General features: G+C 69.1%; 23 protein-coding genes, 1 rRNA gene and 1 riboswitch. Of the genes, 6 read left to right on the forward strand and 18 right to left on the reverse strand.

All coding sequences use genetic code 11. The annotated features are described in order from the left end of the window. The first annotated feature begins 35 nt into the window (after positions 1 to 35). Complete coding sequence (locus ACWEOI_RS11870; RefSeq protein ID WP_387302133.1) at positions 36 to 542, forward strand: aggregation-promoting factor C-terminal-like domain-containing protein; 507 nt, start codon at positions 36 to 38, stop codon at positions 540 to 542. 19 nt (positions 543 to 561) lie between these two features. Here ACWEOI_RS11870 and ACWEOI_RS11875 read toward each other — a convergent pair whose 3' ends face one another. Then, positions 562 to 1,413: an NmrA family NAD(P)-binding protein gene (locus ACWEOI_RS11875; RefSeq protein WP_433668923.1), complete on the reverse strand. Its 852-nt coding sequence runs from the start codon at positions 1,411 to 1,413 to the stop codon at positions 562 to 564. Positions 1,414 to 1,522: 109 nt separating this feature from the next. On the opposite strand from ACWEOI_RS11875, the gene ACWEOI_RS11880 reads away from it, so the two are divergent. After that, the gene (locus ACWEOI_RS11880) at positions 1,523 to 1,921 is read left to right on the forward strand and encodes a winged helix-turn-helix transcriptional regulator (RefSeq protein WP_357090790.1); all 399 of its coding nucleotides are present in this window, start codon (positions 1,523 to 1,525) and stop codon (positions 1,919 to 1,921) included. Positions 1,922 to 1,929: 8 nt separating this feature from the next. Next, on the forward strand, positions 1,930 to 2,409 hold the full coding sequence (locus tag ACWEOI_RS11885; protein ID WP_404204272.1) for a nucleoside deaminase: 480 nt from the start codon (positions 1,930 to 1,932) through the stop codon (positions 2,407 to 2,409). Positions 2,410 to 2,558: 149 nt separating this feature from the next. Here the strand turns inward: ACWEOI_RS11885 and lpdA are convergent, their stop codons facing one another. Continuing rightward, on the reverse strand, positions 2,559 to 3,962 hold the full coding sequence (gene lpdA / locus ACWEOI_RS11890) for a dihydrolipoyl dehydrogenase (protein ID WP_379274114.1): 1,404 nt from the start codon (positions 3,960 to 3,962) through the stop codon (positions 2,559 to 2,561). Between the two features lie 128 nt (positions 3,963 to 4,090). Continuing rightward, a complete protein-coding gene (locus ACWEOI_RS11895) occupies positions 4,091 to 5,092 on the reverse strand; it encodes a dipeptidase (RefSeq protein ID WP_452359550.1) in 1,002 nt (333 codons plus the stop codon). A gap of 118 nt (positions 5,093 to 5,210) precedes the next feature. Between ACWEOI_RS11895 and ACWEOI_RS11900 the strand changes: the two genes are divergently transcribed. Next, positions 5,211 to 7,280, forward strand: a complete 2,070-nt coding sequence (locus tag ACWEOI_RS11900; protein ID WP_452359551.1) for a prolyl oligopeptidase family serine peptidase — start codon at positions 5,211 to 5,213, stop codon at positions 7,278 to 7,280. Between the two features lie 72 nt (positions 7,281 to 7,352). Next, positions 7,353 to 9,218 carry an aspartate ammonia-lyase gene (gene aspA / locus ACWEOI_RS11905; RefSeq protein WP_452359552.1) on the forward strand — a complete coding sequence of 622 codons (1,866 nt, stop codon included), beginning with the start codon at positions 7,353 to 7,355 and terminating at the stop codon, positions 9,216 to 9,218. 21 nt (positions 9,219 to 9,239) lie between these two features. Here the strand turns inward: aspA and ACWEOI_RS11910 are convergent, their stop codons facing one another. From ACWEOI_RS11910 to ACWEOI_RS11955, 10 genes are all read right to left on the reverse strand, one after another. Then, complete coding sequence (locus ACWEOI_RS11910) at positions 9,240 to 10,082, reverse strand: alpha/beta fold hydrolase (protein WP_452359588.1); 843 nt, start codon at positions 10,080 to 10,082, stop codon at positions 9,240 to 9,242. 99 nt (positions 10,083 to 10,181) lie between these two features. Continuing rightward, on the reverse strand, positions 10,182 to 10,814 hold the full coding sequence (locus ACWEOI_RS11915; protein ID WP_357090781.1) for a TetR/AcrR family transcriptional regulator: 633 nt from the start codon (positions 10,812 to 10,814) through the stop codon (positions 10,182 to 10,184). 690 nt (positions 10,815 to 11,504) lie between these two features. Continuing rightward, a complete protein-coding gene (locus tag ACWEOI_RS11920; protein ID WP_452359553.1) occupies positions 11,505 to 12,113 on the reverse strand; it encodes a peroxidase-related enzyme in 609 nt (202 codons plus the stop codon). Next, positions 12,106 to 12,618, reverse strand: coding sequence for a hypothetical protein (locus tag ACWEOI_RS11925; RefSeq protein ID WP_452359554.1), 513 nt, complete (start codon positions 12,616 to 12,618; stop codon positions 12,106 to 12,108). Before ACWEOI_RS11925 ends, ACWEOI_RS11920 begins: the two co-directional genes overlap by 8 nt. Beyond that, the gene (locus ACWEOI_RS11930) at positions 12,615 to 13,631 is read right to left on the reverse strand and encodes a putative FMN-dependent luciferase-like monooxygenase (RefSeq protein ID WP_452359555.1); all 1,017 of its coding nucleotides are present in this window, start codon (positions 13,629 to 13,631) and stop codon (positions 12,615 to 12,617) included. The genes ACWEOI_RS11925 and ACWEOI_RS11930 overlap by 4 nt, the downstream gene beginning before the upstream one ends. Beyond that, positions 13,628 to 14,377, reverse strand: coding sequence for an ATP-binding cassette domain-containing protein (locus ACWEOI_RS11935; protein ID WP_433668940.1), 750 nt, complete (start codon positions 14,375 to 14,377; stop codon positions 13,628 to 13,630). The genes ACWEOI_RS11930 and ACWEOI_RS11935 overlap by 4 nt, the downstream gene beginning before the upstream one ends. Then, a complete protein-coding gene (locus ACWEOI_RS11940; RefSeq protein WP_433668941.1) occupies positions 14,370 to 15,272 on the reverse strand; it encodes an ATP-binding cassette domain-containing protein in 903 nt (300 codons plus the stop codon). Before ACWEOI_RS11940 ends, ACWEOI_RS11935 begins: the two co-directional genes overlap by 8 nt. Beyond that, positions 15,235 to 17,088 (reverse strand): ABC transporter permease subunit, encoded by a 1,854-nt coding sequence (locus ACWEOI_RS11945; protein WP_433668942.1) that lies wholly within the window; start codon positions 17,086 to 17,088, stop codon positions 15,235 to 15,237. Before ACWEOI_RS11945 ends, ACWEOI_RS11940 begins: the two co-directional genes overlap by 38 nt. Continuing rightward, the gene (locus tag ACWEOI_RS11950) at positions 17,089 to 18,249 is read right to left on the reverse strand and encodes an ABC transporter substrate-binding protein (protein WP_433668944.1); all 1,161 of its coding nucleotides are present in this window, start codon (positions 18,247 to 18,249) and stop codon (positions 17,089 to 17,091) included. A 71-nt stretch (positions 18,250 to 18,320) separates the two neighbouring features. Continuing rightward, positions 18,321 to 18,439: riboswitch (SAM riboswitch) on the reverse strand. Positions 18,440 to 18,594: 155 nt separating this feature from the next. Further along, complete coding sequence (locus ACWEOI_RS11955) at positions 18,595 to 19,206, reverse strand: HAD family hydrolase (protein WP_452359556.1); 612 nt, start codon at positions 19,204 to 19,206, stop codon at positions 18,595 to 18,597. An 88-nt stretch (positions 19,207 to 19,294) separates the two neighbouring features. Between ACWEOI_RS11955 and ACWEOI_RS11960 the strand changes: the two genes are divergently transcribed. After that, on the forward strand, positions 19,295 to 20,122 hold the full coding sequence (locus ACWEOI_RS11960; RefSeq protein ID WP_452359589.1) for a GNAT family N-acetyltransferase: 828 nt from the start codon (positions 19,295 to 19,297) through the stop codon (positions 20,120 to 20,122). Positions 20,123 to 20,149: 27 nt separating this feature from the next. Here ACWEOI_RS11960 and ACWEOI_RS11965 read toward each other — a convergent pair whose 3' ends face one another. The 5 genes from ACWEOI_RS11965 to rrf all read right to left on the reverse strand — a co-directional run. Continuing rightward, entirely contained in the window at positions 20,150 to 20,587 is a 438-nt protein-coding gene (locus tag ACWEOI_RS11965; RefSeq protein WP_452359557.1) for a MarR family winged helix-turn-helix transcriptional regulator, read from the reverse strand. Next, the gene (locus ACWEOI_RS11970; RefSeq protein ID WP_452359558.1) at positions 20,580 to 21,005 is read right to left on the reverse strand and encodes an SRPBCC family protein; all 426 of its coding nucleotides are present in this window, start codon (positions 21,003 to 21,005) and stop codon (positions 20,580 to 20,582) included. Before ACWEOI_RS11970 ends, ACWEOI_RS11965 begins: the two co-directional genes overlap by 8 nt. 146 nt (positions 21,006 to 21,151) lie before the next feature. Next, the gene (gene fusA, locus ACWEOI_RS11975) at positions 21,152 to 23,173 is read right to left on the reverse strand and encodes an elongation factor G (protein ID WP_452359559.1); all 2,022 of its coding nucleotides are present in this window, start codon (positions 23,171 to 23,173) and stop codon (positions 21,152 to 21,154) included. A gap of 175 nt (positions 23,174 to 23,348) precedes the next feature. Continuing rightward, a complete protein-coding gene (locus tag ACWEOI_RS11980; RefSeq protein WP_452359560.1) occupies positions 23,349 to 23,696 on the reverse strand; it encodes a YrdB family protein in 348 nt (115 codons plus the stop codon). Positions 23,697 to 23,844: 148 nt separating this feature from the next. Beyond that, positions 23,845 to 23,935 (reverse strand): 5S ribosomal RNA (gene rrf / locus ACWEOI_RS11985); the annotation flags it as partial.

The raw sequence follows: 23,935 nt of genomic DNA on the forward strand, positions 1-23,935 counted from the left end.
CTGTTTTTTCGTGAACGACACGGAAGGACCAGGCGTTGCCCGCTTCCCACGAGAACACCGCCCGCCGGCGCCCGATCCGAGTCGCGGTACTCGGACTGCTGACGGCGGCCATCGCGCCCTTGACGGTCGGCGTCACACACGCCGACGCCCGCACCGAGATCGCCAACCCCGTCTCCGCCACCGGCGTCCCGGTCGCGCTTCCCATCGATCCGGCCTCGCTGCTGCAACTGGTCGGCTCGGCCCAGCGCTTTTCGAAGCCCGCCCTGCAGACCATGTCCCGCTTCATGGTCCCGTTCGACCAGTGGGATTCGTTCAACCACATCATCACCCGCGAGAGCGACTGGCAGGTGTTCGCGATCAACCCGACCTCGGGCGCGTACGGGCTGCCCCAGGCCCTCCCCGCGCACAAGATGTTCAGCGAGGGCCCGGACTGGATGTTCAACCCGCTCACCCAATTGCGCTGGGCCTACCGCTACATGGTCGAACGCTACGGCAGCCCGAACAACGCGTGGGCGTTCTGGCAGGCCCACAACTGGTACTGAGCCCGCCCCGTCCGCTCGATCAGTTCAGCGCCGCCCGGAACACCTCGGCCACCGGGGTGGTCGGGCGGCCCAGCAGCCGTTGCAGGTCGCCGGAGTCGACGGACAGGATGCCGCCCGCGATCCCGGCGTCGGCATCGGCCAGCACCGCCGCGTATCCGGCGTCCAGGCCCGCACCCTGCAGCGCGGCCGCGTAATCCTGCTGCGGCAGATCCTCGTAACGCACCGGCTTGCCGGAGACCTCCGAGATCACCTGCGCCAGTTCGGCGTACGAGAGGGTCTCGTCGCCGCCGAGCTCGTAGACCTTGCCCTCGTGCCCGTCGGTGGTGAGCACCCGGGCGGCCGCCTCGGCGTAGTCGGCCCGCGCCGCGCCGGATACCTTCCCGTCCCCGGCCGCGCCGTGCAGCACACCGCTCGCGACGGCGTGGCCCAGACCGCCCGCGTAGTTCTCCCAGTACCAGCCGTTGCGCAGCAGGGTGGTCGGGATGCTCGCCCCGGCCAGCGCCGCCTCGGTGCCGATGTGCTCCTGGGCGAGGATCAGCGGATTGCGGTCGGCCTGCGGAATGCTGGTGTAGGCCAGCAGTTTCACGCCCGCGGCCTCGGCGGCGCGCAGCACATTGGTGTGCTGGGCCACGCGCTTGCCGAACTCGTTGCCGGAGACCAGCAGTACGCGGTCGACGCCCTGGAAGGCGCGTTCCAGCGCCGCCGGATCGTCGAAGCTCGCAACCCGCACCTCGACGCCGCGCTCGGCCAGGTCGGCCACCTTGGCGGGATCGCGGACCACGGCGACGACGGGCTGCGACCCGTCCTTCAGCAACGCCTCGACGACCAGGCGACCCAGCTGACCACTGGCTCCGGTGACTGCGACGGTCATGACTACCTCCAGGTTCGATGGAATGAACTGCACGCTCGACATGTACTAACTAATAGTAAGCACATGCTATTCCTGAACCGCTACCCGAATGGCAGGTAACCTGAATCTCATGAACGCCCGGCCTTCCGACCAGTCCTTCGCGGACGACCCGACCCTGGAAGCCGACGTCTTCGCCCGCAACTGCGCCTCCCGCCCGGTCCTGCAGGACGTCGCCAGCCGCTGGGGCGTGCTGGCCCTGGCCGCCCTGCGCGAGGGCCCCTACCGCTTCTCGGCGCTGCGCCGCCGGGTCGACGGCATCTCCGAGCGCATGCTCTCCCAGACCCTGCAGACCCTGGAACGCGACGGCATGGTCCATCGCGAAGTCCAGCAGTCCATCCCGCCGGTCGTCGAATACACCCTCACCGACCTGGGCGAACGTGTCGCCGACCAGCTGGTCGGGCTGATCGACATCCTCGAATCCAATATCGCGACCATCGAAGCGGCCCAGTCCGCCTACCACCGCCCGTAAGGAGCCGCATGTCCGCCGACACCGATCTGCACTACCTCGAACGCTGCGTGGAACTGGCCGCCGAGGCCCTCGACGCCGGCGACGAGCCGTTCGGATCCCTGCTGGTCGACGCGGACGGCAAGGTCCTGGCCGAGGACCGCAACCGGGTCTCCGGCGGCGACGCCACCCGCCACCCCGAATTCGAGCTGGCCCGCTGGGCCGCCGACCACCTCACCCCCGAGCAGCGCGCCACCGCCACCGTCTACACCTCCGGCGAACACTGCGCCATGTGCTCGGCCGCCCACGCCTGGGTCGGCCTGGGCCCGATCGTCTACGCCGCCTCCACCGCCCAGCTCACCGAGTGGCTCACCGAGTTCGGCGTCCCCGCGGGCCCGATCCGCCCCCTCGCCATCCAGGAGGTGGCCCCCTCGATCCCGGTCTCGGGCCCCTTCCCGGAACTCACCGACCGCGTCTACGCCCTGCACCGCCGCCTGCACCTGGCGGACTAGCCACACCGACGAAAACGGCCTGATGCCAGCGATTTACGCCGGCATCAGGCCGTCTTGCGGGGCAGGCCCCCCGGACCTCGGGGGTCCGGGGGCCTGCCCCCGAAAATCTCGAGGGGGTTCGGGGGCGAAGCCCCTGAGCCCCTTCGGAGTCAGAAGTTGATCATGTGGCCGGCGAGGCCGTGGATCGCTTCCTGGATCGCTTCCGACAGGGTCGGGTGGGTGTGGACGTTGCGGGCGACCTCGTTGACCGTGAGGTCCCATTTCTGGGCCAGGGTCAGTTCCGGCAGCAGCTCGGAGACGTCCGGGCCGATCAGGTGGCCGCCGAGCAGTTCCCCGTACTTGGCGTCGGAGATCAGCTTGACGAAGCCCTGCGCGTCGCCGAGGCCGTGCGCCTTGCCGTTCGCGGTGAACGGGAAGGTGGCGACCTTGACGTCGTAGCCCTCGTCCTTGGCCTGCTGCTCGGTGAGGCCGAAGGAGGCGACCTGCGGCTGGCAGAAGGTGGCGCGCGGCATCATGCGGTAGTCGCCCAGCGCCTGGGTCTCCGCGCCCGCGATGGTCTCGGCGGCGACCACGCCCTGCGCCTCGGCGACGTGCGCGAGCTGCAGCTTGGCGGTGACGTCACCGATGGCGTAGATGCCGGGGACGTTGGTGCGCATGTAGTCGTCGATGGCGATGGCGCCGCGATCGGTGAGCGCGACGCCGGTGTTCTCCAGGCCGTAGCCCTGCACGCGCGGCGCGAAGCCGACGGCCTGCAGCACCTTGTCGACGGTGACGGTCTCGATGGCGCCGGTCTTGTTGTCCTTGATGGCGACGGTGACCTTGGAGCCGTCGTCTTCCATGGACTGCACGGCCGCACCGGTGGTGATGGTGATGCCGAGCTTCTTGTACGCCTTGGTGATCTCCTTGGAGACGTCGGCGTCCTCGTTCGGCAGTGCGCGGTCCAGGAATTCGACGATGCGCACGTCCACGCCGTAGTTCTTGAGGACGTAGCCGAACTCCATGCCGATGGCGCCCGCACCCACGATGAGGATGGAGCCCGGCAGGTCGCGGGTGAGGATCTGCTCCTCGTAGGTGACCACGTTGGCCGACAGCGAGGTGCCCGGCAGCAGCTTGGTCTCGGTGCCCGCGGCGATGATCACGTTGTCGAACGTGATGTCCTCGGCGCCGCCCTTGGTGAGCGCGACCGAGAGCGACTTCGGGCCGGTGAAGGTGCCCTTGCCGTCGAACTCGTCGATCTTGTTCTTCTTCATCAGGAAGTGGACGCCCTTGACCCGGCCGTCCGCGACCTTGCGGCTGCGGTCGAACGCCGCGCCGAAGTCGAAGGTCGCGTTACCCGAGATACCGAAGGTCTTCGCTTCCTTGGTGAAGATATGAGCCAGCTCCGCGTTGCGCAGCAGTGCCTTGGACGGAATGCAGCCCACGTTCAGGCACACGCCACCCCAGTATTTCTGCTCGACGATCGCTGTTCGCAGGCCGAGTTGAGCGGCACGAATCGCGGCGACGTAACCGCCGGGACCAGCGCCGAGAACGACGACATCGTAGTGGGAAGTCACGGCTTCGAGACTAGACCTGTTGCCGGGTGCTCACTCAGCCATCCCCCGCCCGGGTGAGACCGGGACCACGTGAGAGCGGTCACTCCCACACCATGGAAACGACCGATCAGTTCGCTATGCAGGCGGAATCAGCCGTGCCACACCTGCCGGGCGACGCGCGCGAAGTTGCCGCCGAAGACGGCCGCCCGGTCCGCCGCGGAGAAGCCGCGGTCGGCGAGCGCCGCGTCCAGTCCGCGCACCCCCGACGTGCCGAGCAGATCCTCCGGTGGCGTCCACTGCAATTGGCCGTAGCGGAGGTACTCCTCGGAATAGCTCTCCGGATTCTCGATCAGCTCCCGATTGAAATCGTCGGCGTCGAAGGAGTAGTCCGAGCCCACCCCGACGTGCTCGATACCGACCAGTGCCGCCCCGTAGGCGATGTGGTCGGCCATGGCCTCCACCCGCCCGGCCCGGTCGGCGGGCTCGTTGCGGCCCAGGAAGATGCCGACCCCGTTGACGCCGATCACCCCGCCGGTGGCCGCGCACGCCTTGGCCTGCTCGTCGGCGATATTGCGCGGATGCTCCCACAGCGCCGCGAAATTCGAGTGGCTGTAGATCATCGGGACGCTGGTGATCTCCGCGATGTCGAGGCCGGTGCGGCGCGAGCAGTGCGACCCGTCGGCGAACACGCCCACCTCGTTGAGGGTGCGGATCAGGTCACGTCCGTAGGCGGTGAGCCCGGTGTCCTCGGTGTCGAGGCAGCCGCAGCCGGCGGCATTGGCGTGGTTGTAGGTGGGCAGCAGCGAGCGCAGACCCAGTTCGTGGAACAGCTCGACATTGTCGAGATCGCCGTCCAGCGGCCCGGCGTCCTCGAGATCGAAGGCCAGCGCGATGGTGGACTCGGTCTCCGCGGTCGGCGTGCTGGGCCAGGCGTCCTCGATGTCGTGCACCAGCCGGAAACGGCCGTCCGTCAAGGCATCCCGCCGCAGCTGGGTGACCAGTTCCAGCGAATCACGGGTGGTCTGCGGCGAATATCCGATGTTCACCGAGAGATACGAGCCCAGCGGGTACCGAATCAGCTCGGTGACGTCCGCGGTCGGCAGTAATGGCAGGCAGCAGTGCTGTTCCCACAGCCGGGGCTCATGCGACACCCGGCAATCCTACTGACCGGACAGTGCGGTCGGCCTCACCCGCGCCCGAGGGTCCTCGCCACAGTGGTCGGCAACACGTTCGCGACCGGCGAACGCGCCCCTGGGCAACAATGTGGGCATGACCGGTGTTGGAGAGGGTGTGACGGACCCCTACCTGTGGCTCGAAGAAGTCGAGAGCGACCGCGCGCTGGCGTGGGCCGAAGAACGGAACGCGGTGTCGAAGGAGCGTTTCGCCTCGACCGAGCGTTTCGGCGAACTCGAGGCGCGTGTGCTCGCCATGCTCGACACCGACACTCGCATCGCCTATCCGAGCCGGCGCGGCCCGTGGCTCTACAACTACTGGCGCGACCGCGAGCACCCCAAGGGCCTGTGGCGGCGCACCACCTTCGCCGAATACGCCAAGGCCGAGCCGGACTGGGAGATCCTCATCGACCTGGACGCGCTGGCCGCGGCCGAGGGCGAGAACTGGGTGTGGGGCGGCGCGGCGGTGAAGCGCCCGGAGCAGCGGCGCGCGCTGATCAGCCTGTCGCGCGGCGGCGCGGACGCCAAGGCGATCCGCGAATTCGACATCGAGGCAAAGACTTTCATCGACCCGGCGGACGGCGGCTTCCACCTACCCGAGGCCAAGTCCGACTACGCCTGGATCGATCACGACACCATCTACGTGGGCACGGACTTCGGCCCCGGTTCCCTCACCGACTCCGGCTACCCCCGGGTGGTGAAGCGCTGGCGGCGCGGAACCCCCTTGGCCGAGGCCGAATTCGTGTACGAGGGCCGGTCCACCGACGTGGCCGTCTCGGCGGGCTACGACCGGACGCCCGGCTACGAACGGCACTACCTGAGCCGCGCCACCGACTTCTTCAACGAAGAGGTCTACCTGCTCGAGTCCGACGACACCCTGCAGCTGATCGAGGCCCCCACCGACGCCGACGTCTCCTGGAACAAGGAGTGGCTGCTGGTGCGGCCGAAGACCCCGTGGGAGGTGAACGGCTCGACCTATCCGGCGGGCGCGCTGCTGGCCGCGAACTTCGAGGAATTCCTGTCCGGCGCACGCGATTTCGAGGTGCTCTTCACCCCCGATCCGCACACCGCCCTGCACGGCTACAGCTGGACCGAGAACCACCTGCTGCTGGCCACCCTGCACGACGTGCAGACCGAACTGCACGTGCTCACCCCCGGCCCGGACGGCTGGACCCGCGCGCCGCTGGCCGACGCCCCGGCCATGTCCACCACCAGCGTGATGAACCTCGACCGGCTCGAGGGCGGCGACGAATTCATGCTCTCCACCAGCAGTTTCACCAGCCCGGCCACGCTCATGTCGAGTTCGGTGGGCGGTTCGGTGGAGGTGCTGAAGCAGGAGCCCGCGTTCTTCGACGCCGACGGCATGGAGACCGATCAGTTCTTCGCCCGTTCCGACGACGGCACCGAGATCCCGTATTTCGTGATCCGCCACCGTGATCTGCGGGGCACCCCCGGACCGACCGTCATGTCCGGCTACGGCGGCTTCGAGGTCTCGCGCCGCCCGGCCTACAGCGGCGCGGTCGGTATGGGCTGGCTGGAACGCGGCGGCACCTACGTCATGACCAATATCCGCGGCGGCGGCGAATACGGCCCCGAATGGCACACCTCGGTGCTGAAGGCCAACCGGCACAAGGCCTACGAGGATTTCGCGGCCATCGCGCGCGACCTGGTGGCGCGCGGCATCACCACCCACGACCAGCTGGGCGCGGTCGGCGGCAGCAATGGCGGCCTGCTCATGGGCGTCATGCTGACCCGCTACTCGGAGCTGTTCGGCGCCATCGTGTGCCAGGTGCCGCTGCTGGACATGCGGCGCTATCACCTGCTGCTGGCGGGCGCGTCCTGGATGGCCGAGTACGGCGACCCGGACAAGCCCGAGGAGTGGGAGTACATCTCCAAGTACTCCCCGTACCAGAACACCAGCGCCGAGCGGGCCTATCCGCCGATCCTGCTCGCCACCTCCACCCGCGACGACCGGGTGCACCCCGGTCACGCCCGGAAGATGGCCGCGCGCTTGGCATCCGAGGGCCACGAGGTCTGGTACTACGAGAACATCGAGGGCGGCCACGGCGGGGCCGCGGACAACAAGCAGTCCGCGTTCCAGGCCGCGCTGGTCTACGAGTTCTTCCTGCAGCAACTGATGGACGGTGAACGGCCGCGTCGCGCTTGAAAGATCCGCCCGTTTCGGAAAGATCGGACTCGGTTGCCGATGTGGGGCGTCCCCACCGAGCGAGGAGTCGACGTGGCCGAACTGGACGAGCTGATCAGTAGCACCGCCGCGGCCACCGGACTCGATCCGGAGGACGTCCGCGCCTTCGCCGCCACCGCCGAGCGGCGCGAATACCCGGCCGGGGCGGTGCTGTTCCACGAATCCACGCCGCGCGAGTGGGCGGGCATCGTGGTGGCGGGCGAGATCCGGATCACCTCCGGCCTCACGGGCCACGTGATCGAGCTCGCCCGGCTCGGCCCCGGCAGCCTGATCTCGGAGATCGCGCTGGTCGACGACACGCCCCACACCGCCACCGGGCGCAGCGTCACCGGCGCGGTCGTGCTCACCGTGCCCCGGGCGACCCTGCGGGAACTGGCGGTCCTGCACCCGGATCGCTACTACCGCATGGTCTCCCGGGTCGCCCAGCTGGTCGCGCACCGCATGCGCGCGGTCTCCGCCCAGCTGTCGGCCGCCATCGCGGCCCAGCAGCCGCTGGGCGGCATTCGCATCGAACACGATTCGCTCGGCACCCGGGAACTGCCCGCCGAGGCGTACTACGGGGTGCAGACCCTGCGCGCGGTGGAGAACTTCCAGATCTCGGGCATCAAACTGCGCAAGTTCGGGCACCTGGTCAATGCCCTGGCCCACGTGAAAAAGGCTGCGGCCCTGGCCAACGCGGAACTCGGTTCGCTCGCCCAGCCCAAGGCCGACGCCATCGTCGCGGCCTGCGACGAACTGCTCACCGGCCGGCTGCGCGAGAACTTCATCGTCGACATGGTGCAGGGCGGCGCGGGCACCTCCACCAACATGAACGCCAACGAGGTGATCGCCAACCGCGGCCTGGAGCTCATGGGCCACCACAAGGGCGAATACCAGTACCTGCACCCCAACGACGACGTGAACCGCTCGCAGTCCACCAATGACGTCTACCCCACCTCGGTGAAGCTGGGCGTCTACCTGTCCCTGCAGGACGCCTCCGCGGCGCTGGGCGAACTGCAGAACGCACTGCGCGCCAAGGCCGTCGAATTCGCCGACGTGATCAAGATGGGCCGCACCCAGTTGCAGGACGCGGTCCCGATGACCCTGGGCCAGGAATTCGGCGCGTACGCGGTCATGATCGGCGAGGCCATCAACCATCTGCAGCGCATCGGCGGGGACCTGCTCGCGGTGAACATGGGCGCGACCGCCATCGGCACCGGCATCACCAGCCCGCCCGGCTACGCGGACCTGGTCACCGTCAAGCTCGCGGAGATAACCGGATTGCCCATCGTGCAGGCCGAGAACCTGGTCGAGGCCACCCAGGACTCCGGCGATTTCGTGGCGGTGTCGGCCACCCTCAAACGCGCCGCGGTGCAGCTGTCCAAGATCTGCAACGATCTGCGGCTGCTGTCCAGCGGTCCGCGCGCGGGCCTGGGCGAGATCAATCTGCCCGCCATGCAACCGGGTTCGTCGATCATGCCGGGCAAGGTCAACCCGGTCATCCCGGAGGTGGTCAGCCAGGTCTGTTTCCAGCTCATCGGCTACGACATGACGGTCACCATGGCCGCCGAGGCCAGCCAGCTGGAACTCAATATGGCCGAGCCGATCATGGCCCACGACCTCATGATGGGCACCATGATGCTGCGCAATGCCGCGGTCACCCTGACCAGCCGCTGCATCACCGGTATCACCGCCAACCGGGAGCACTGCCGGGATCTGGTGGCGCACAGCATCGGACTGGTGACCGCGCTGGTGCCGACACTGGGCTACGAGCAGTCGGCGGCCATCGCCAAGGAGGCGCTCGAGTCCGGCGGCAGTGTCTACGACCTGGTGCTCGAGCGCGGAGCCATGACCAAGGCCGAGCTCGACGACCTGCTCAGCCCCGAGAAGATGACCGCGCCGCGCTCACCGCGGCTCTGAGCACCCCGATCCGCTGTCGAATCAGCGGTCCCGCAGCCACTTTTCGACGTAGTCGATGGTGGAGCCGGGATCGCTGATCCAGCCGTTGTGCCCGAGCGGGGCCGGATTGTGCCAAGTGGTGATGTCGGCCTGCGGCATTTTCGCGAGCAGTTGCCGGGCCGATCCGCGCGGGGTCAGCTCGTCGCCGGTCATGGTGATCGACAGGACCGGCAGTTTCAGCCGCCCGATCCGCTCCTCGTAGTCCATATCGGCTCCGGCGGGTTCGAACCTGCCGGTGCGGGCCAGTCGTGCCCAATCGGCGATGAGCGCCTTGGACTGCCGCCCGAAGCCGCCCGCCGTGACCGTATCGCCCGGCCAGAACCCGGCCAGATTGGCGGTCAGCGACAGCGCCGCGCTGCCGACCGCGGCCAGCCCGGAGTACCCGCGGAAATGCGGTGTGCCGGACGCGATGAGGATGAGCCCGCCCAGCCGCCCCCGGATCCGGGACGCGTACATGGCGCCCAGCTGGCCGCCCATGCTGTGGCCGAGCAGGTACGGGGTGCTGTCGGGGAAGCGCAGCCGCACGGCCTCGAACATGGCCGGGAAGTCCACCGCCACCAGGTCCTGATAGCCGTAGCGGGACGGTCCGGTCGCGGGTTCGCCGCCGTTGCCGCGGATCTCCAGCAGCGCCACATCGAAACCCCGGGCCGCCAACGGTATTCCGAACAGCGAGTAGTACTCCCCCGGCACACCGAGGCCGGGGGCGATCACCACCACCGGCCGCGGCGTGTCGGCGGTGATCGGATGCCGGTGCGAGCCTTTCGCCGGAATCAGCCGCACCGGGATCGTGGTCCCGTCGGGCAGCTGGATCGGCACCGTCTCCATGTTCGGCGCAGCCTCCATGATCGGCACGCTACCCGTAAAGTTCGCGCCCGTCCGCGAGGCGGACGGGCGCGAAAGAGCGTCGGAAGGTGGGTTTTCGGGTCAGGCGCTGACCGCGCCCATGATGATGCGGCGCAGCACCTGGATGACGTCGTCGAGCGGCTGGCGCGGATCCGAGCCGCTCCAGGCGTCGACCACGTAGTTCACCGCGCCGATGATGGCGAGCACGCGCATTTCGTAGTCACCGGGCGGGATCTCGCCGTGCAGGGCCGCGTCCTCGGCGGCGCTGGCCAGCAGGGCGCCCCAGGCGCGGCGCAGCTCCAGGCGGAACTTCTCCACCTTGGGGCCGGCGCCGACGACCTCGACGAGCGCGACTCTGGCCTTGCGCGGATCTCGTCCGATGGACTCGATGTAGGCGCGGACCGCCGCGTCGATGATGTCGATGGCGCTGGCGTCGGAGTGCTCGGCGATGGTGGCCGCCACGGCTTCCCGCGACTCGCGATCGATGTGCTCGTAGAGCTCGAGCAACAGCGATTCGCGACCGGTGAACTCCTCGTAGAACTGTCTGGAGGAGAGTCCGGCGTCCTTGCAGATGGCTCCGACGGAACTATTGGCGTATCCATCGCGCGCGAACACCGTGAGCCCGGACTCCAGAAAACGCGCACGACGCTGCCGCTGCCGGTCTTCTACGGGCTGCCCGGCGTACATTCTTCCCGCGTTCGTTTCCTGTGACATTGCGCCAGACAATACCGAAGGGCCCGATCCCCTCGTCATGGATCGGGCCCTTCGTTTGAACCTTCGACTTACCGCGCGTTAGCCGAAAGTTGGCTCAGCAACGCCAGGTCACCCGACGCACCCGGGACGGTGGGTATAGGCAGGGGAACCGTCCCGAGTTCGGTACGCGGGTCCGGGGGGAGAGACTCGCGGGCCGATGTCGCATTGACCCGAAAGTCACTGATCGTTTGCCGTTCATCACGATACAGAGCGGGCGAACTGGACGGAATACTTTTCGAGGAACTTTTTAGGTTTTATTTGACCGCCCCTCGCGACGCGCCGCCGGACCAGCGCCGGAGCCGATGCAGGGGCGGAGTACCCACGCCGCATCCGGATAATCCGGACACGAAAAAAGGGCCCGATCCCCGAAACCGCGGGAGGGCCCTTCCGCCTCGCTCCGGCACCTGTTCAGTTGCCGAAAGATGGCGCTCGCGTGGCTACTTGGCAGAAAGGCTCGCGGAGCCGGTAGCCAGCAGCTTGAACAGGGTCTGAGAAAGAACATCCGAAAGGAAGTTCGCCATGGTGGTGCTCCGATCCGAACGATTGCCAGTGCCGTCACTGACTGTTTGCCATCGCGACGATACCGAGCCGATACCCCCGGAGGGAAGATTACGGATGAACTTTCTAGAACCAACCCGATAGAGCACTAGATTATGCGGGCACCTCGGGCTCTCCCAAGGTGAGCATCAGACGGTTGGCCCACGAGAACGAGGCCGCCGACAACACCAGATCATGCAGCTCCGAGGCGTCGAAACCCAACTGCCGCAAGCGGTTCAGATGGCCGGCGGTGGCGCGGGGCGGATTGGCGGCCAGGGCGTCCACGAAATCGATGACCGCGTCCCACCTTTCGTCGATGCGCACGTCGTTGCCTTCGTCCAGCAACCGCTGAACATCCCCGTGCCGCTTGGACAACGCAGATGTGAAACGTGAATGAACGGAGGCGCAGTACTCGCACCCGTTGTGCCGGGAGGTAACGGTCGCCGCGAGTTCGCGCTCCGCGCGGGTCAGCCCCCCTCGACCGTAGAAGATCTCTTTGTCGTTGCCACTGCGATGGGCCAGCACCTCCGGGTTGCGCGCGAGTAGCCGGAAGTACGGCCCGATCCCGCGATCACCCTCCAGCAGGGGTTTCTGCAACTCATCGGCATCGGCCAGCCGGATGGGTTCCACCCACGGCACCCAGTCCAGATGTTCCTGGGTGAATCCTGTTGGGCGGCGACCACTTTCGACGCTGCGGACCTCGCTGACGCCCTGCTCACCCATTGTCCGCTCCGATCAGTGTGAGACCGGCCAGCAGCCGGACCTGGAAGTGCACGAATCCGACGAGCTGCGCCACCGTGACGATGTCGCGCTCGGACAGCCCGGCCGCGGCCAGGGCGTCGATATCCGCGCGGGTGATGGCGGCGGGCGCGGTCGTGACCCGCGCGGCGTGCCGAAGGATCGCGGCCAGCACCGGATCCCCCTCGGCCGGAGCCGTTCCCAGTCCGGCGTAATGCGCCGCCAGCTCGGGCGCGCCCGCCAGCTCCGCCACCGCCACGGCCGCCGCGATCAGCCGGTCCCGCCCGACCGTCGCGGCCGCCGGACCGTCCAGCAACGCCTCGTACACCCCCTGCGTATGCGCGATCACCGCCGGGCGTGTCGCGCGCAGTGCCCGCTCGGCGTCCGCGCGCGGGCCGAGAACGGCATCGATGACATCGGCGGACCGGTCCGCCTCGGGTCCAGCCGGGGCGAGTGGCGCCACCTCGACGGCGGCGGTCGCTTCGGTCACGAGGAAGTCCTTTCGTCGGGTCGCCAACCCAGTTGCGGGGCAACCTTGGTGGCGATGAGTTCGATGGAGCGCAGGGTGGCGGCGTGGCCCGGATCGACCGGGTGGACCTGCACGATGAAGTCGGTGGCGTGCCGCAGCGCCACGTCGGCGGCGAGCTGCTCCACCACCTCGTCGGGCGTGCCGAAGTAGATGTCGCGCAGCACCTCGGCGACCGAATCGGCCACCTCCGGCCCGCCGTTGCGGCCCAGCTGATCCAGGAACCTGGCCGCGCCGCGCTCGGCCAGGGCCCGCGCCTCGGCGTGGTCGTCGGCCACGAAAACGCCCCGGGACGCGCCGATTCGCGGTTCCGCTCCCGGTGGCAGCGCGTCGAGATACGCGTCGACCAGCGGCTGCTGGATCTCCCACAGGGTGGCCGCGGGCGCGGCCGGATCCCGCGGCTGCGCCTTCGACAGCAGCAGTCCGTCACCCGCGCGCCCGGCGCGCGCCGCGCCCCCGGCCGAGAAGGTGGCCTGCCACAGCCGGTCCCGCAGTCCGGGCGCGGGCGGATTCAGCCCCCGATCCCCGATCAACGGCGTCCCCGCCAAGGCCGCGGTGACCTTGGCGAGCTTGTCCGCGTACAGCCCCTGCCGGTCGAGATCGGCCGCCTCGAACAGTTCGAAGGCGTGCCGGGATCCGCCCGCGCCGAAGCCGAGTTCCAGCCGCCCGCCCGACAGCTCGTCCAGGACGGCCGCGTCCTCGGCGACCCGGATCGGGTCCTCCAGCGCCAGCGTCACGATGGCGGTCCCGACCCGGATCCGCGGGAACCGGGCGGCCGCGTGCGCCAGGAACACGAACGGCGACGGCAGCCCGCCCTCCGCCGGATCCAGGTGGTGTTGCGCCACCCAGGCGGTGTCGTAGCCGAGCCGTTCGGCCAGTTCGATCTGGTCCAGGGCCTGCCGGTACACGCCGGCCGCGTCCTCGGCCGGGTCGGTGCGAACCAGGCGGGTGAAGAAGCCCAGGCGTCGCGTGGTCATGTCGTCACCTTTCCTAGGTAGGCATCGCGGACGGCCGGATCGCCGACCAGGTCCGCGGCCGGACCGTGCAGCACGATCCGCCCCGTGCGCAGCACATTGGCGGTGTGCGCGATGCTCAGGGCCAGCTCCGCCTGCTGTTCCACGATCAGGATGGCCAGGCCCAGTTCCCGATTGAGCCGGGCGATCTCCGACAACGCCCGATCCACGAACAACGGCGACAGTCCCATTGTCGGCTCGTCCATGCAGATCAGCCGGGGTTTGCTCATGAGGGCGCGGGCGAAGGCCAGCATCTGCTGCTCCCCGCCGGACAGGGTCCCCGCCCGCTGCAGGCGGCGCTCGGCCAGCCGCGGGAAATGCTCGAACAGCTCGGCGGCGCGCGCGGCCAGCACCGCGCGCCGCTCCTTGCGGATGTAGCCGCCGACGAAGAGGTTCTCCTCGACGGTCATGGCCGGGAACACGCGCCGCGCCTCCGGCACCGAGGCCAGCCCCGCCCGGATCCGGGCCGCCGCAGGGGTGGCGCTCACGTCGACGCCGTCGATGCGGACCGCGCCGGAACTCGGATGCAACAGTCCCAGAGCGGTTTTCATGGTGGTCGACTTGCCGGACGCATTGCCGCCGAGCAGGGACACGATCTCGCCGGGGCGGACCGTCAGCGACACCTCGTCGAGGGCCCGGGACGCTCCGTAATGCACCACCACGCGATCGAATTCGAGGATCGGCGTGGCGTTCTCGTCGAACTCAGACATCGACGGCCACCTTTCCCCCGGCCCGGCTGCGGCCCAGGTACGCCTCGATGACGCGGGGATCGGAGAGCACCTCGTCGGGCGTGCCCGACGCGATGATCCGGCCCTCGTCCAGCACCAGCACCCGGTCGGAGAGCTCGTGGACCAGGTCCATCTTGTGTTCGACCAGCAGCACCGTCTGACCCTGGGCCTTCAATTCGGCCAGTTGCGCGCCGATCTCGGCGGTCTCGGTCTGGTTCATGCCGGCGGCGGGTTCGTCCAGCAGCAGCAGATCCGGTGCGGAGGCCAGCGCCCGCGCGATCTCGGTGCGGCGACGGTTGGCGTAGGACAGCGTGTAGGTGGGGTGATCGGCGCGCGGGACCAGTCGCTCGGAGAAGCGGTCCAGCTGGGCGTCGATGCGGGCCGCCGATTCCCGGCGCTCGGCCCGCGCCGCCGGGGTCGGCGCCAGCGCCACACCCAGTTCGGCCAGCAGCGACACCCACTTCAGCACCGGAATGTTCGCGAGCCGCCGCAGCGGGCGGGTGGCGCGCAGGGTGGTCTGCAACCCGACGTCCACGTTCTCGCGCACGGTCATGGTGCCGAAGACCCGCCCGTTCTGGAAGGTGCGGGCGATCCCGGCCGCCGCGGCCGCCTCCGGGCGACCGGGGCGAATCCGCTTGCCGCGCACCAGCACTTCCCCGGCATCCGGCTTCAGCACCCCGGAGATGAGATTCACCGTGGTCGATTTCCCGGAGCCGTTGGGCCCGATGATGGACACGAATTCGCCGGGGGCGATGGTGAATTCGACACCGTCCACCGCCCGCACCCCGCCGAACGAGCGCCGCAGACCGGTCACGGTGAGTACCGCTTCCGTTCCGGTCTCAGGCTTCGACCGGGCTTGGTTCGCTTGTGCGGACACGATCCCTCCTCACCAGAATTCCCTGCGGCCGGAACCGCACCACCAGCAACAACACCAAGCCGTACAACACGATTCGCCACGACGGCGCCAGCCGCAGCAGCTCCGGCGCGCCGATCAGCACCACCGCGCCCAGCACCGCGCCGTACGGCGAAGCGGTGCCGCCGAGCACCAGGATGGTCACCACCAGCAGCGACATCGGCAGGTTGAACACGGTCGGATCGATATAGGAGTACTGGTGCGCCAGCAGCGCGCCGCCGATCCCGGAGCAGAACGCCGCCACCGCGAACGCCAGCGCCTTGTAGTCGCGCACCGGCACGCCGGCCGAGCGTGCCGCCACCTCGTCGGCCCCGATGGCCCGGATCGCGATCCCCAGCCGGGACCGCTGCACGCCGACGATCAACGCCACCACCGCGGCCAGCACCACCAGCTCCAGCCGGAAAATGTCGGTGTGCGTGGTGAATTCGAAGCCGAAGACGCTGGGCGCGGGAATCCCGAAGATGCCGTAACTGCCGCGCGTCACCGATTCCCAGTTGCGGATGATCGCCACCGTGACGATGCCGATGCCCAGCGTCGCGATCGCCACGTAGTGCCCGCCCAGCCGCCACAGCGGCGCGGCCAGCACCGAGGACACCACGGCCGCCACCACACCCGCCGCCACGATGGCGGGCAGGAACGCCCACCCGTGCGACACGGTCAGCACCGCCGAGGTGTACGCGCCGATCGCGATCGGCCCGGCCTGCCCGATGGCCAGCTGCCCGGCCGATCCGGCCACCAGGGTCATCGACACCGCGATGATCGCGTACGCCAGGATCTGGGTGCCCACCGAAATGCCGTAGTCGTCGGCGATCAACGGAATCGCCACGCCCGCAACACCGAAAGCCAGCAGCGCGTGCCACCAGCGCACCCGCAACTCCCGGCCCGCGCCGAGGAACGTCCCGGTCATGGGCTCGGATTCGATGGCGGGCGGCCGGGCCAGCAGCCCGCCGGGCCGCAGCACCAGGAAGATCACCAGCAGTCCGAACGTGATCAGATCCCGGTAGCCGTCCCCGAACCAGTAGATGCCGAACGCCTCCACCAGGCCGAGCACGAAGCCGCCGAGCACCGCGCCCGGAATCGACCCGAGCCCGCCGATGGTGGCCGCCACGAAGCCGGTCATGCCGACCACGCCGCCGCTGGTGGGCGAGATGTTCGAGTTGTAGAGGCCGACGAAGATGCCGGCCAGCCCGCCCAGCCCGGAGGCGATGGCGAAGGCCAGCGACTGCACCCGCCCGACCCCGATGCCCATCTGCGCGGCGGCATCCGGATCCTGCGCGGTCGCGCGGATCGCCAGCCCGTGCCGGCTGAACCGCAGGAACGCCCACAGCCCGCCCATCACCAGCAGGGTGATGGCGAACATGGCCACGTCGGAGGTGCCGAACCGTACCCCGCCCACCTGGAAGTTGTTGGTGGACAACACCTGCGGGAACGGCCGGGTGTCCGGCCCGAACACCAGGGCCACCACGTTCTCGATGATGAGCCCCACCGCCACCGTCGCCAGCAGCGCCGCGATGGCCGGGGCCCGGCGCAGCGGCCGCACCGCCAGCACGTCGATGGCCACACCGACCAGCGCCGTCACCGCCACCACCACGACCAGCGCGGCCCACCACGGCACCCCGTGCTGGGCGATCAGCCACCAGCCCAGCACCGAACCGAACGCGAAGATCGCGCCGTGCGCGAAATTGATGACATTGCTGACCCCGAAGATCAGGGTGATGCCCACGGCGATCAGCGCGTACGCATTGCCGTGGACCAGACCCGCGATGAGCGTGTCGAACATCTACTTCTTGCTTCCGACCGGTACGAACTTGCCGTTCTGCAGAATCAGCTCGATCGGCTTCACCCCGCTGGGACGGCGCGTCTGCTGATCGAAGGCGAAGGTGCCCAAGCCGATTCCGTCGAAGTCCTTGACCTCGCGCAGCCCCTTCAGCACGCCCTCCCGGGTCGCGCCGCCCGCCTTGGCGGCCTTCACCACCGCGTTCAGCGCGTCATAGGCGTACACATTGAAATCGCCCGGGTCGGTATTGAACTTGGCCCGGAACTTGGTGACGAAGTTCTGCACCTTCGGGCTCGGATCCGACGGCGTGAACACACCGTTCACGATGTCGCCCTCGGCCGCGGCGCCCGCCAGCTCGATGAACTGCGGCGTGTTCTGCCCGCCGAAGAATTGCCCGGTGAACCCGACATCCCGCAGCTGCTTGACCACCAGCGCACCGTCCGGTCCGTACCCCAGGTGCACGAAGGCCTCCGGGTTGGCGTCCCGGCCCTTGATCAGGACCGGCCGGAAGTCCTGCGAATCCGGCAGGATCGCCGAGGAATAGGCGATCTCGATGCCCTTCTCCTTGGCGAACTGCTCGAAGTACTTGAAAGCCTGCTTACCCCAGTCGGTTTCGAGGTAGACGACCGAGACCTTCTTCGCCTTGGAGCGCACCCACTCGGCATTGCGCTCCTGGTACACGTCCAACGTGATGGACGGACTCCACGAATAGTCCCCCGCCTTGGTGAAATCCACCGCGGAGTTGGTGAACCCGTACTGCACCAGCTTGCCCCGGTTGTACACCGGCGACGCCGCGATCGACGCGGGCGACGAGAAATCGCCCAGCTCCGCGATGATCGACTGATCACCCACGAACTTGGTCGCGATCGGCACCGTCTGCTTCGGATCCGACTGCGAATCCTCCCACTTCAGCGCCACCTTCTTGCCATTGATCCCGCCCGCGGCATTGATCTCGTCGAGCGCCAGGTCGAACCCCTGCTGCCAGAGCCGCCCGTACTCGGCGGAATTGCCCGTCTTCGGCCCCGACACCCCGAAATACACGGTGTCCGAACTGCTTCCGGACGATTCGCTACCGCAGGCCGCCGCCAGACTCGCGACCAACGCCGCCGCCCCGACACCCACCGCCACCCGGAAACCACGCGACCGGGACAAGATCCTGCTCATTGCAACCTCTACATTCGCGCACCGGCACACGGCCGGGCAGGGGGACACGACCACGACAGAGGAATGCGCGGTCCTGGCGCTTGCGCCACCCGGTCGGGCAGCGCCTGGTCGTCACCCGGGGCACCCCACCGCCCACGCGAGGGTTGCCGATCAGCGAGCCGGGGCTCGAAAAACGCTGATACTCGTGACCGTGTCCAGAAAGGTAGCCGTGACAACCGGCGGCCGACACCGTTCGAATCACCCTGATGCCAAACACCGCCCGGCCCCGCCGCCGGGAAATCCCCTGTCACCCCCGCGAATTGCCCCCGCGGCCGCATCGCCCCCCGCCGATGCCGCCGCTCACCCCTATGTCAGATGCGCGGTCAGCCAGGCCCGGAACTCGGTCAGGTCCCGCAGCACCACGTCCGCGCCGGCCGCCGACAACTCCTCGGCCGCGTACGGTCCGGTCGTCACCGCCACCGAGGTCGCGTCCGCCACCTTGGCCGCGCGCACGTCACCGAGATGATCACCCACATAGATCGAGGCGCCGCGCTCGAGCAGCACCTCCCCCTTCTCCTCCGCCCAGGCCCCGCCGACCAGTTCGTCGACCGCCAGCCCCAGATGATCCAGATGCAGCTGCGCGTGCGGCCCGTTCTTCGCGGTGATCACCAGCACCCGGCCCCCGGCCTCGTGCACCGCGGCCAGCGCGTCCACCACACCGGGCAGATGATCCGACGCGTGCACCGCCAACTCCGGGTACATCTCCCGGTACATGGCCACCACACCCGGCACCTCGTGCTCCGGGAACCACTGCGCCGCCTCGTGCGCCAGCGGCGGACCCAGCCGCGACACCACCAGCTCCGAATCGATCGCCACCCCGGTCCTGGCGGCCACCGCGTCCCACACCGCGGCGATCCCCGGCCGCGAATCGATCAGCGTCATATCCAGGTCGAATCCGACCACCAGGTCACCAGCCACATCCCGAACCCTACGGGCCGCGGAAAATCGGAGGCCCCGCGGCAGGGCCGCCACCTAAGCTCGGACCATGCCGAGCGATCAGGGAACGCTGTTCTGTGGAACCGACCTCGCCGCCCGCATCGAGGGCGTCGAAACCGAACTGATCGCCAAGGGCAGCGCGGCCGCCGCGGCCCGGCTCGGACCGGACACCGGCTTCGTGATCCCCCTCGCGGGCGGGGTCGCGTCCTTCGCCGAGGACGGATCACCGCTGAACAAGATCGCCGGGCTCGGCTTCGCGGGGATACCCGACGAGGCCGAACTCGACGAGATCGAGCGGCTGTTCGCGGCCCGCAAGACGCCCGTGCAGGCCGAGGTCTCCCAACTCGGCGACCCCGGCGTCGGGGAACTGCTCACCGGACGCGGGTACCGGCTGGTGTCGTTCGAGAACGTGCTCGGCCGCGAACTCGGCGCCGCGCTGACCGCGGACGTCGCGTCCGGCGTCGAGGTGACGCCCAGCGGCGCCGACGAATTCGACGCCTGGCTCGACGTCGTCGCGGACGGCTTCGCCCACCCCGACACCCAGGGCGTCGCCTCGCACGAGGAATTCCCCGCCGAGATCATCGCCAACGCCATGCGCGACCTCACCGGCGCGGCCGGGGTGCGGCGGTTCCTGGCCCGGCGTGACGGCCGGGTGGCCGGAGGCGCGAGCCTGCGGCTGGCCCGCGGCGTCGCCCAGCTCACCGGCGCGGCCACCGATCCCGCCCACCGGCGGCACGGCGTCCAATCCTCACTGCTGTCGGTACGCCTGGCCGAGGCGAGCGCGGCGGGCTGCGATATCGCGGTGGTGACCACCCAGCCCGGATCGAAATCGCAGCAGAACGTGCAACGGCAGGGGTTCAGCCTGCTCTACACCCGGGCCATCCTGGTCAAAGCCTGATCGACACCCGACCGGGCGTCCCTCCGGTCAGCCGGGCAGCCGGTGCGCGGCAATGGGTTTCAGCTGCTCGCGCAGCACATCGCCGTCGCCGCCGAAGAGCTGCTCGTCGGTGTCGACGGCGATCCGCACCGCCCGGCTCGCCAATTCCCTGCCCTCGGCCGTGATCTCGACCCGCAGCGCGCGGGCGTCGACGGGGTCGGCCCGTCGCGCCAGCAGCCCCCGCTCCTCCAGACCGCGAATCACCTTGGACGCCATCATCCGATCCGCGCCCGACATGTCCGCCACCTGCTGCTGGGTCGGCAGCTCACCCGACCGGCCCAGCCAGCCCGCCGAGGCCAGCAGATTGAACTGGGTCGGCGTGAGCCCGAGCGGACGCAGATTGCGTTCCAGCGTCGCCCGCCACTCCAGGGCGGCGTGATGCAGCCAGAAGCCCGGACTCATGAGCGGTCCCCGTGGTTCAGCCACGCCGTCGTGCCTCCTGTTCCAATGCGGCGAAGGTCAGCGGCATGTCCGCGCGCATGCCCTTCTCCCAGACGAGCTTGAACAGCGGGCCCATCGGCCCGTGCACCTCGACGTGCTCGGCCACCCGCACCCGGCCGTCGCCGAGCGGGACGTAGGTGCGGTGACCGCGCAGCTTCCCGAACGGGATGCCCGCCTCACTGGTCCACGACTGTCCCGGCTCCACGGCCACGATAGTGAACGGCCCGGCCGGCGCGCCCTTCGGCTTCACCCAGCCCTTGGTCCCGGCCGCGAACTCACCGTCGATACGGGACTTCTCCTCGTGCGGGTCCCATTCCGACCAGCGGTCGACATCGGTGGCGACCGCCCAGACGCGGTCCAGGTCGCCGGTGATCACGGCCTCTTCGGTGAACGAGTACATCATCGTCGTCTCCAATATCGGGGAAATATGTTGTTGCAACAACAGTAACCGTCGTCGCGACAACAATCAACCCCGGTCGGCGACCCGCGACCGATGGATGGGCCCGATGACGGCGACACCATGTGCCGCCGCCACCGGGCGTCCGACCGCTATGGGACCGGCGCGTAACCCAGCGGGCGCGTCGTGAACGTGCCCCGGCCCTGCGTCCGGCTCCGCAAACGCGTTGCGTAGCCGAACAATTCGGCCAGCGGGACCGTGGCCGTCACGACCACCGTGCCGGTCCGGGTCACCGACCCCGTCACCCGGCCCCGCCGGGCGGCGAGATCACCGAGCACCGCGCCGACATGGTCCTCCGGCACCGTGGCGGTGAGCTCCACCAGCGGTTCCAGTACCGCCATGGCACTGGCGCGCAAGGCTTCCCGCAGCCCCAGGCGGCCCGCGGTGCGGAACGCCAGGTCCGACGAATCCTTGGAGTGCGTCGCGCCGTCGGTGAGCGTGACCCGCAGACCCGTCACCGGATGACCCGCCAGCGGGCCCTCCGCCAGGGCGTCCCGGCACCCGGCCTCGACCGCGCGCACGAACTCCGCCGGCACCCGGCCGCCCACCACCGTGGACTCGAATTCGAAACCCGTGGCGCCGGGCTCGGATTCGCGCAGCGGCCGCACGTCGAACACGATGTGCGCCCACTGCCCCGAACCGCCGTCCTGCTTGGCGTGCCGGTAGGTGAAGCCCCGCACGCCGCGCACCACGGTCTCCCGGTACGCCACCTGCGGCCGGCCGACCGTCACGCTCAGCCCGCGGTCGCGGCGCAGCTTCTCCACCACGACCTCCAGGTGCAGCTCGCCCAGCCCTGCCAGCAGCGTCTGCCCCGACTCCGGATCGGTCCGCACCGTCAGCGACGGATCCTCCTCAGCCAGCCGGGCCAGCGCCACCGCCAGCTTCTCGGCCTCGGCGCCGGTCCGCGCCTCCACTGCCACCGACACCACCGGCTCGGTCGGAGCCGGCGGCTCCAGCAGCACCGGGGCCTCCGGAGCACACAGGGTCGCGCCGACCCGCACGGCCTTCGGGCCGACCAGCGCGACGATGTCGCCCGCGGGCGCGGACTCCACCTCCGCGTGCCGGTCCGCCTGCACCCGCAGGATGCGCGAAACCCGCTCGCGCCGACCGCTGCCCGCGTCCAGCACGGTGTCACCCTTGCGGAGGACACCCGAGTAGACGCGGACGAACGTCAGCCTGCCGGTCGACGTGGCATGCACCTTGAACGCCAACGCCGCCAGTGGTTCCGCCGGATCCGCGGCCCGCGCACCGTCGCCCACCGCCGGCCGATCCAGCGGCGACGGCAGGTAGGCGGCCACGGCGTCGAGCAGCGGCTCGATACCGATATCGCGGTACGCCGCACCGCACAGCACCGGCACCACCTCACCGGAGAGCGTCAGCTCCCGCAGCGCGGCGGCCAAGGCGCCCGCGGACAGCGCGGAGCGCTCGACGAACTCCTCGAGCGCCGCCGAACTCCGCTCGGCCACGGCCTCTTCCAACGCCTTGCGGGCCTGCGCCACCGCATCCGCCAGGTGGTCCGGGATCGCCGTCTCCGCGAACCCGTGCTCCCACGTGAGCGCACGCAGCCCGACCAGGTCCACCACGCCGGTGAACACCTCACCGGAGTACACCGGCAGCTGCACGAGCAACGGAACCGGATGCAGCCGTTCCCGAATCGAGGCCACCGCGGCCGTCAGGTCCGCCCCGGCCCGATCCATCTTGTTGACGAACGCGATCCGAGGGACCCCGTACCGGTCCGCCCGCCGCCACACCGACTCGCTCTGCGGCTCGACTCCGGCCACGGCGTCGAACACCGCGACCGCGCCGTCCAGCACCCGCAGGGACCGCTCGACCTCATCAGAGAAGTCCACGTGCCCCGGCGTATCGATGACAGTGAACCGGTGCCCGGCCCACTCACAGCTCACGGCCGCCGCGAAGATGGTGATCCCCCGATCCCGCTCCTGCGGATCGAAATCGGTGACGGTCGTCCCGTCGTGCACCTCGCCGCGCTTGTGGATGCTCCCGGTGAGGAACAGCATCCGCTCGGTCACCGTGGTCTTCCCCGCATCCACATGCGCGAGAATCCCCAGATTGCGAACAACGGCCAGGTCGGGTCGAGAAACATTGGTACGCACGGTCTTCAGTCCTTCGTGCTGATCAGGAAAAGAACAGCGCGATTCCCCCGGACGGAGACACCGCTCCCGGGCTACTCGATACGGCCGCGCAGCCGACACCGAGTCGGCAAAGAAATCATGCTGCGACCGTATCCACCCGACACCCCTTGTGTCGCCTCATTTTTCACGTCGGGCTTCACATCGACAGATGCCCGAAGTGGATCGCCGCCAGATTCGCGATCACCAGCAGCGGGAAGGCCACCGCGACCTTCCGATGCCCCAGCTGCCAGAGCCCAGCGGCCGCGCCACCGAAGACCAGCACCTTGGTGGCCACCGCGGCCGCCGGCACCGAGAAGCTCGCCTCCGGCGCCGCGAAGAGTCCCCACAGCACCATGGCGGCGACAGCCATTCCCACACCCCGGAGGATCTTCGCGGTGCGACTCCGGCCCGTACGGACGCCCCAATAGGCCAGTGCGCCAACAGCGACCAGCTCGGCCACGAAGGCGAGGGTGAAGTTCAGGATGGACCAAACGGTGGTGATCATAGCTACTCCGAGATCAGTGCTCTCTGTTTCGATCAATGATCACCGATTCAGTGACCTGAGTCAAGAGCACTGCTCTCATAAGTGGCCGAGCGGGCCATAGATACGCCAAAGGCCCCCAGCAGATTGCTGGGGGCCTTCGCGAATGATGTTCCGGCGGTGTCCTACTCTCCCACACCCTGTCGAGTGCAGTACCATCGGCGCAGGTGGCCTTAGCTTCCGGGTTCGGAATGGGACCGGGC

The organism is Nocardia sp. NPDC004340 (assembly GCF_053602575.1).

Coding starts and splice junctions, on each gene's coding strand:
- ACWEOI_RS11875 (WP_433668923.1), bottom strand. CDS start 1,413: ATGACCGTCGCAGTCACCGGAGCCAGTGGTCAGCTGGGTCGCCTGGTC.
- ACWEOI_RS11880 (WP_357090790.1), top strand. CDS start 1,523: ATGAACGCCCGGCCTTCCGACCAGTCCTTCGCGGACGACCCGACCCTG.
- ACWEOI_RS11885 (WP_404204272.1), top strand. CDS start 1,930: ATGTCCGCCGACACCGATCTGCACTACCTCGAACGCTGCGTGGAACTG.
- ACWEOI_RS11900 (WP_452359551.1), top strand. CDS start 5,211: ATGACCGGTGTTGGAGAGGGTGTGACGGACCCCTACCTGTGGCTCGAA.
- ACWEOI_RS11910 (WP_452359588.1), bottom strand. CDS start 10,082: ATGGAGACGGTGCCGATCCAGCTGCCCGACGGGACCACGATCCCGGTG.
- ACWEOI_RS11915 (WP_357090781.1), bottom strand. CDS start 10,814: ATGTCACAGGAAACGAACGCGGGAAGAATGTACGCCGGGCAGCCCGTA.
- ACWEOI_RS11920 (WP_452359553.1), bottom strand. CDS start 12,113: ATGGGTGAGCAGGGCGTCAGCGAGGTCCGCAGCGTCGAAAGTGGTCGC.
- ACWEOI_RS11930 (WP_452359555.1), bottom strand. CDS start 13,631: ATGACCACGCGACGCCTGGGCTTCTTCACCCGCCTGGTTCGCACCGAC.
- ACWEOI_RS11935 (WP_433668940.1), bottom strand. CDS start 14,377: ATGTCTGAGTTCGACGAGAACGCCACGCCGATCCTCGAATTCGATCGC.
- ACWEOI_RS11945 (WP_433668942.1), bottom strand. CDS start 17,088: ATGTTCGACACGCTCATCGCGGGTCTGGTCCACGGCAATGCGTACGCG.
- ACWEOI_RS11950 (WP_433668944.1), bottom strand. CDS start 18,249: ATGAGCAGGATCTTGTCCCGGTCGCGTGGTTTCCGGGTGGCGGTGGGT.
- ACWEOI_RS11970 (WP_452359558.1), bottom strand. CDS start 21,005: ATGATGTACTCGTTCACCGAAGAGGCCGTGATCACCGGCGACCTGGAC.
- ACWEOI_RS11980 (WP_452359560.1), bottom strand. CDS start 23,696: ATGATCACCACCGTTTGGTCCATCCTGAACTTCACCCTCGCCTTCGTG.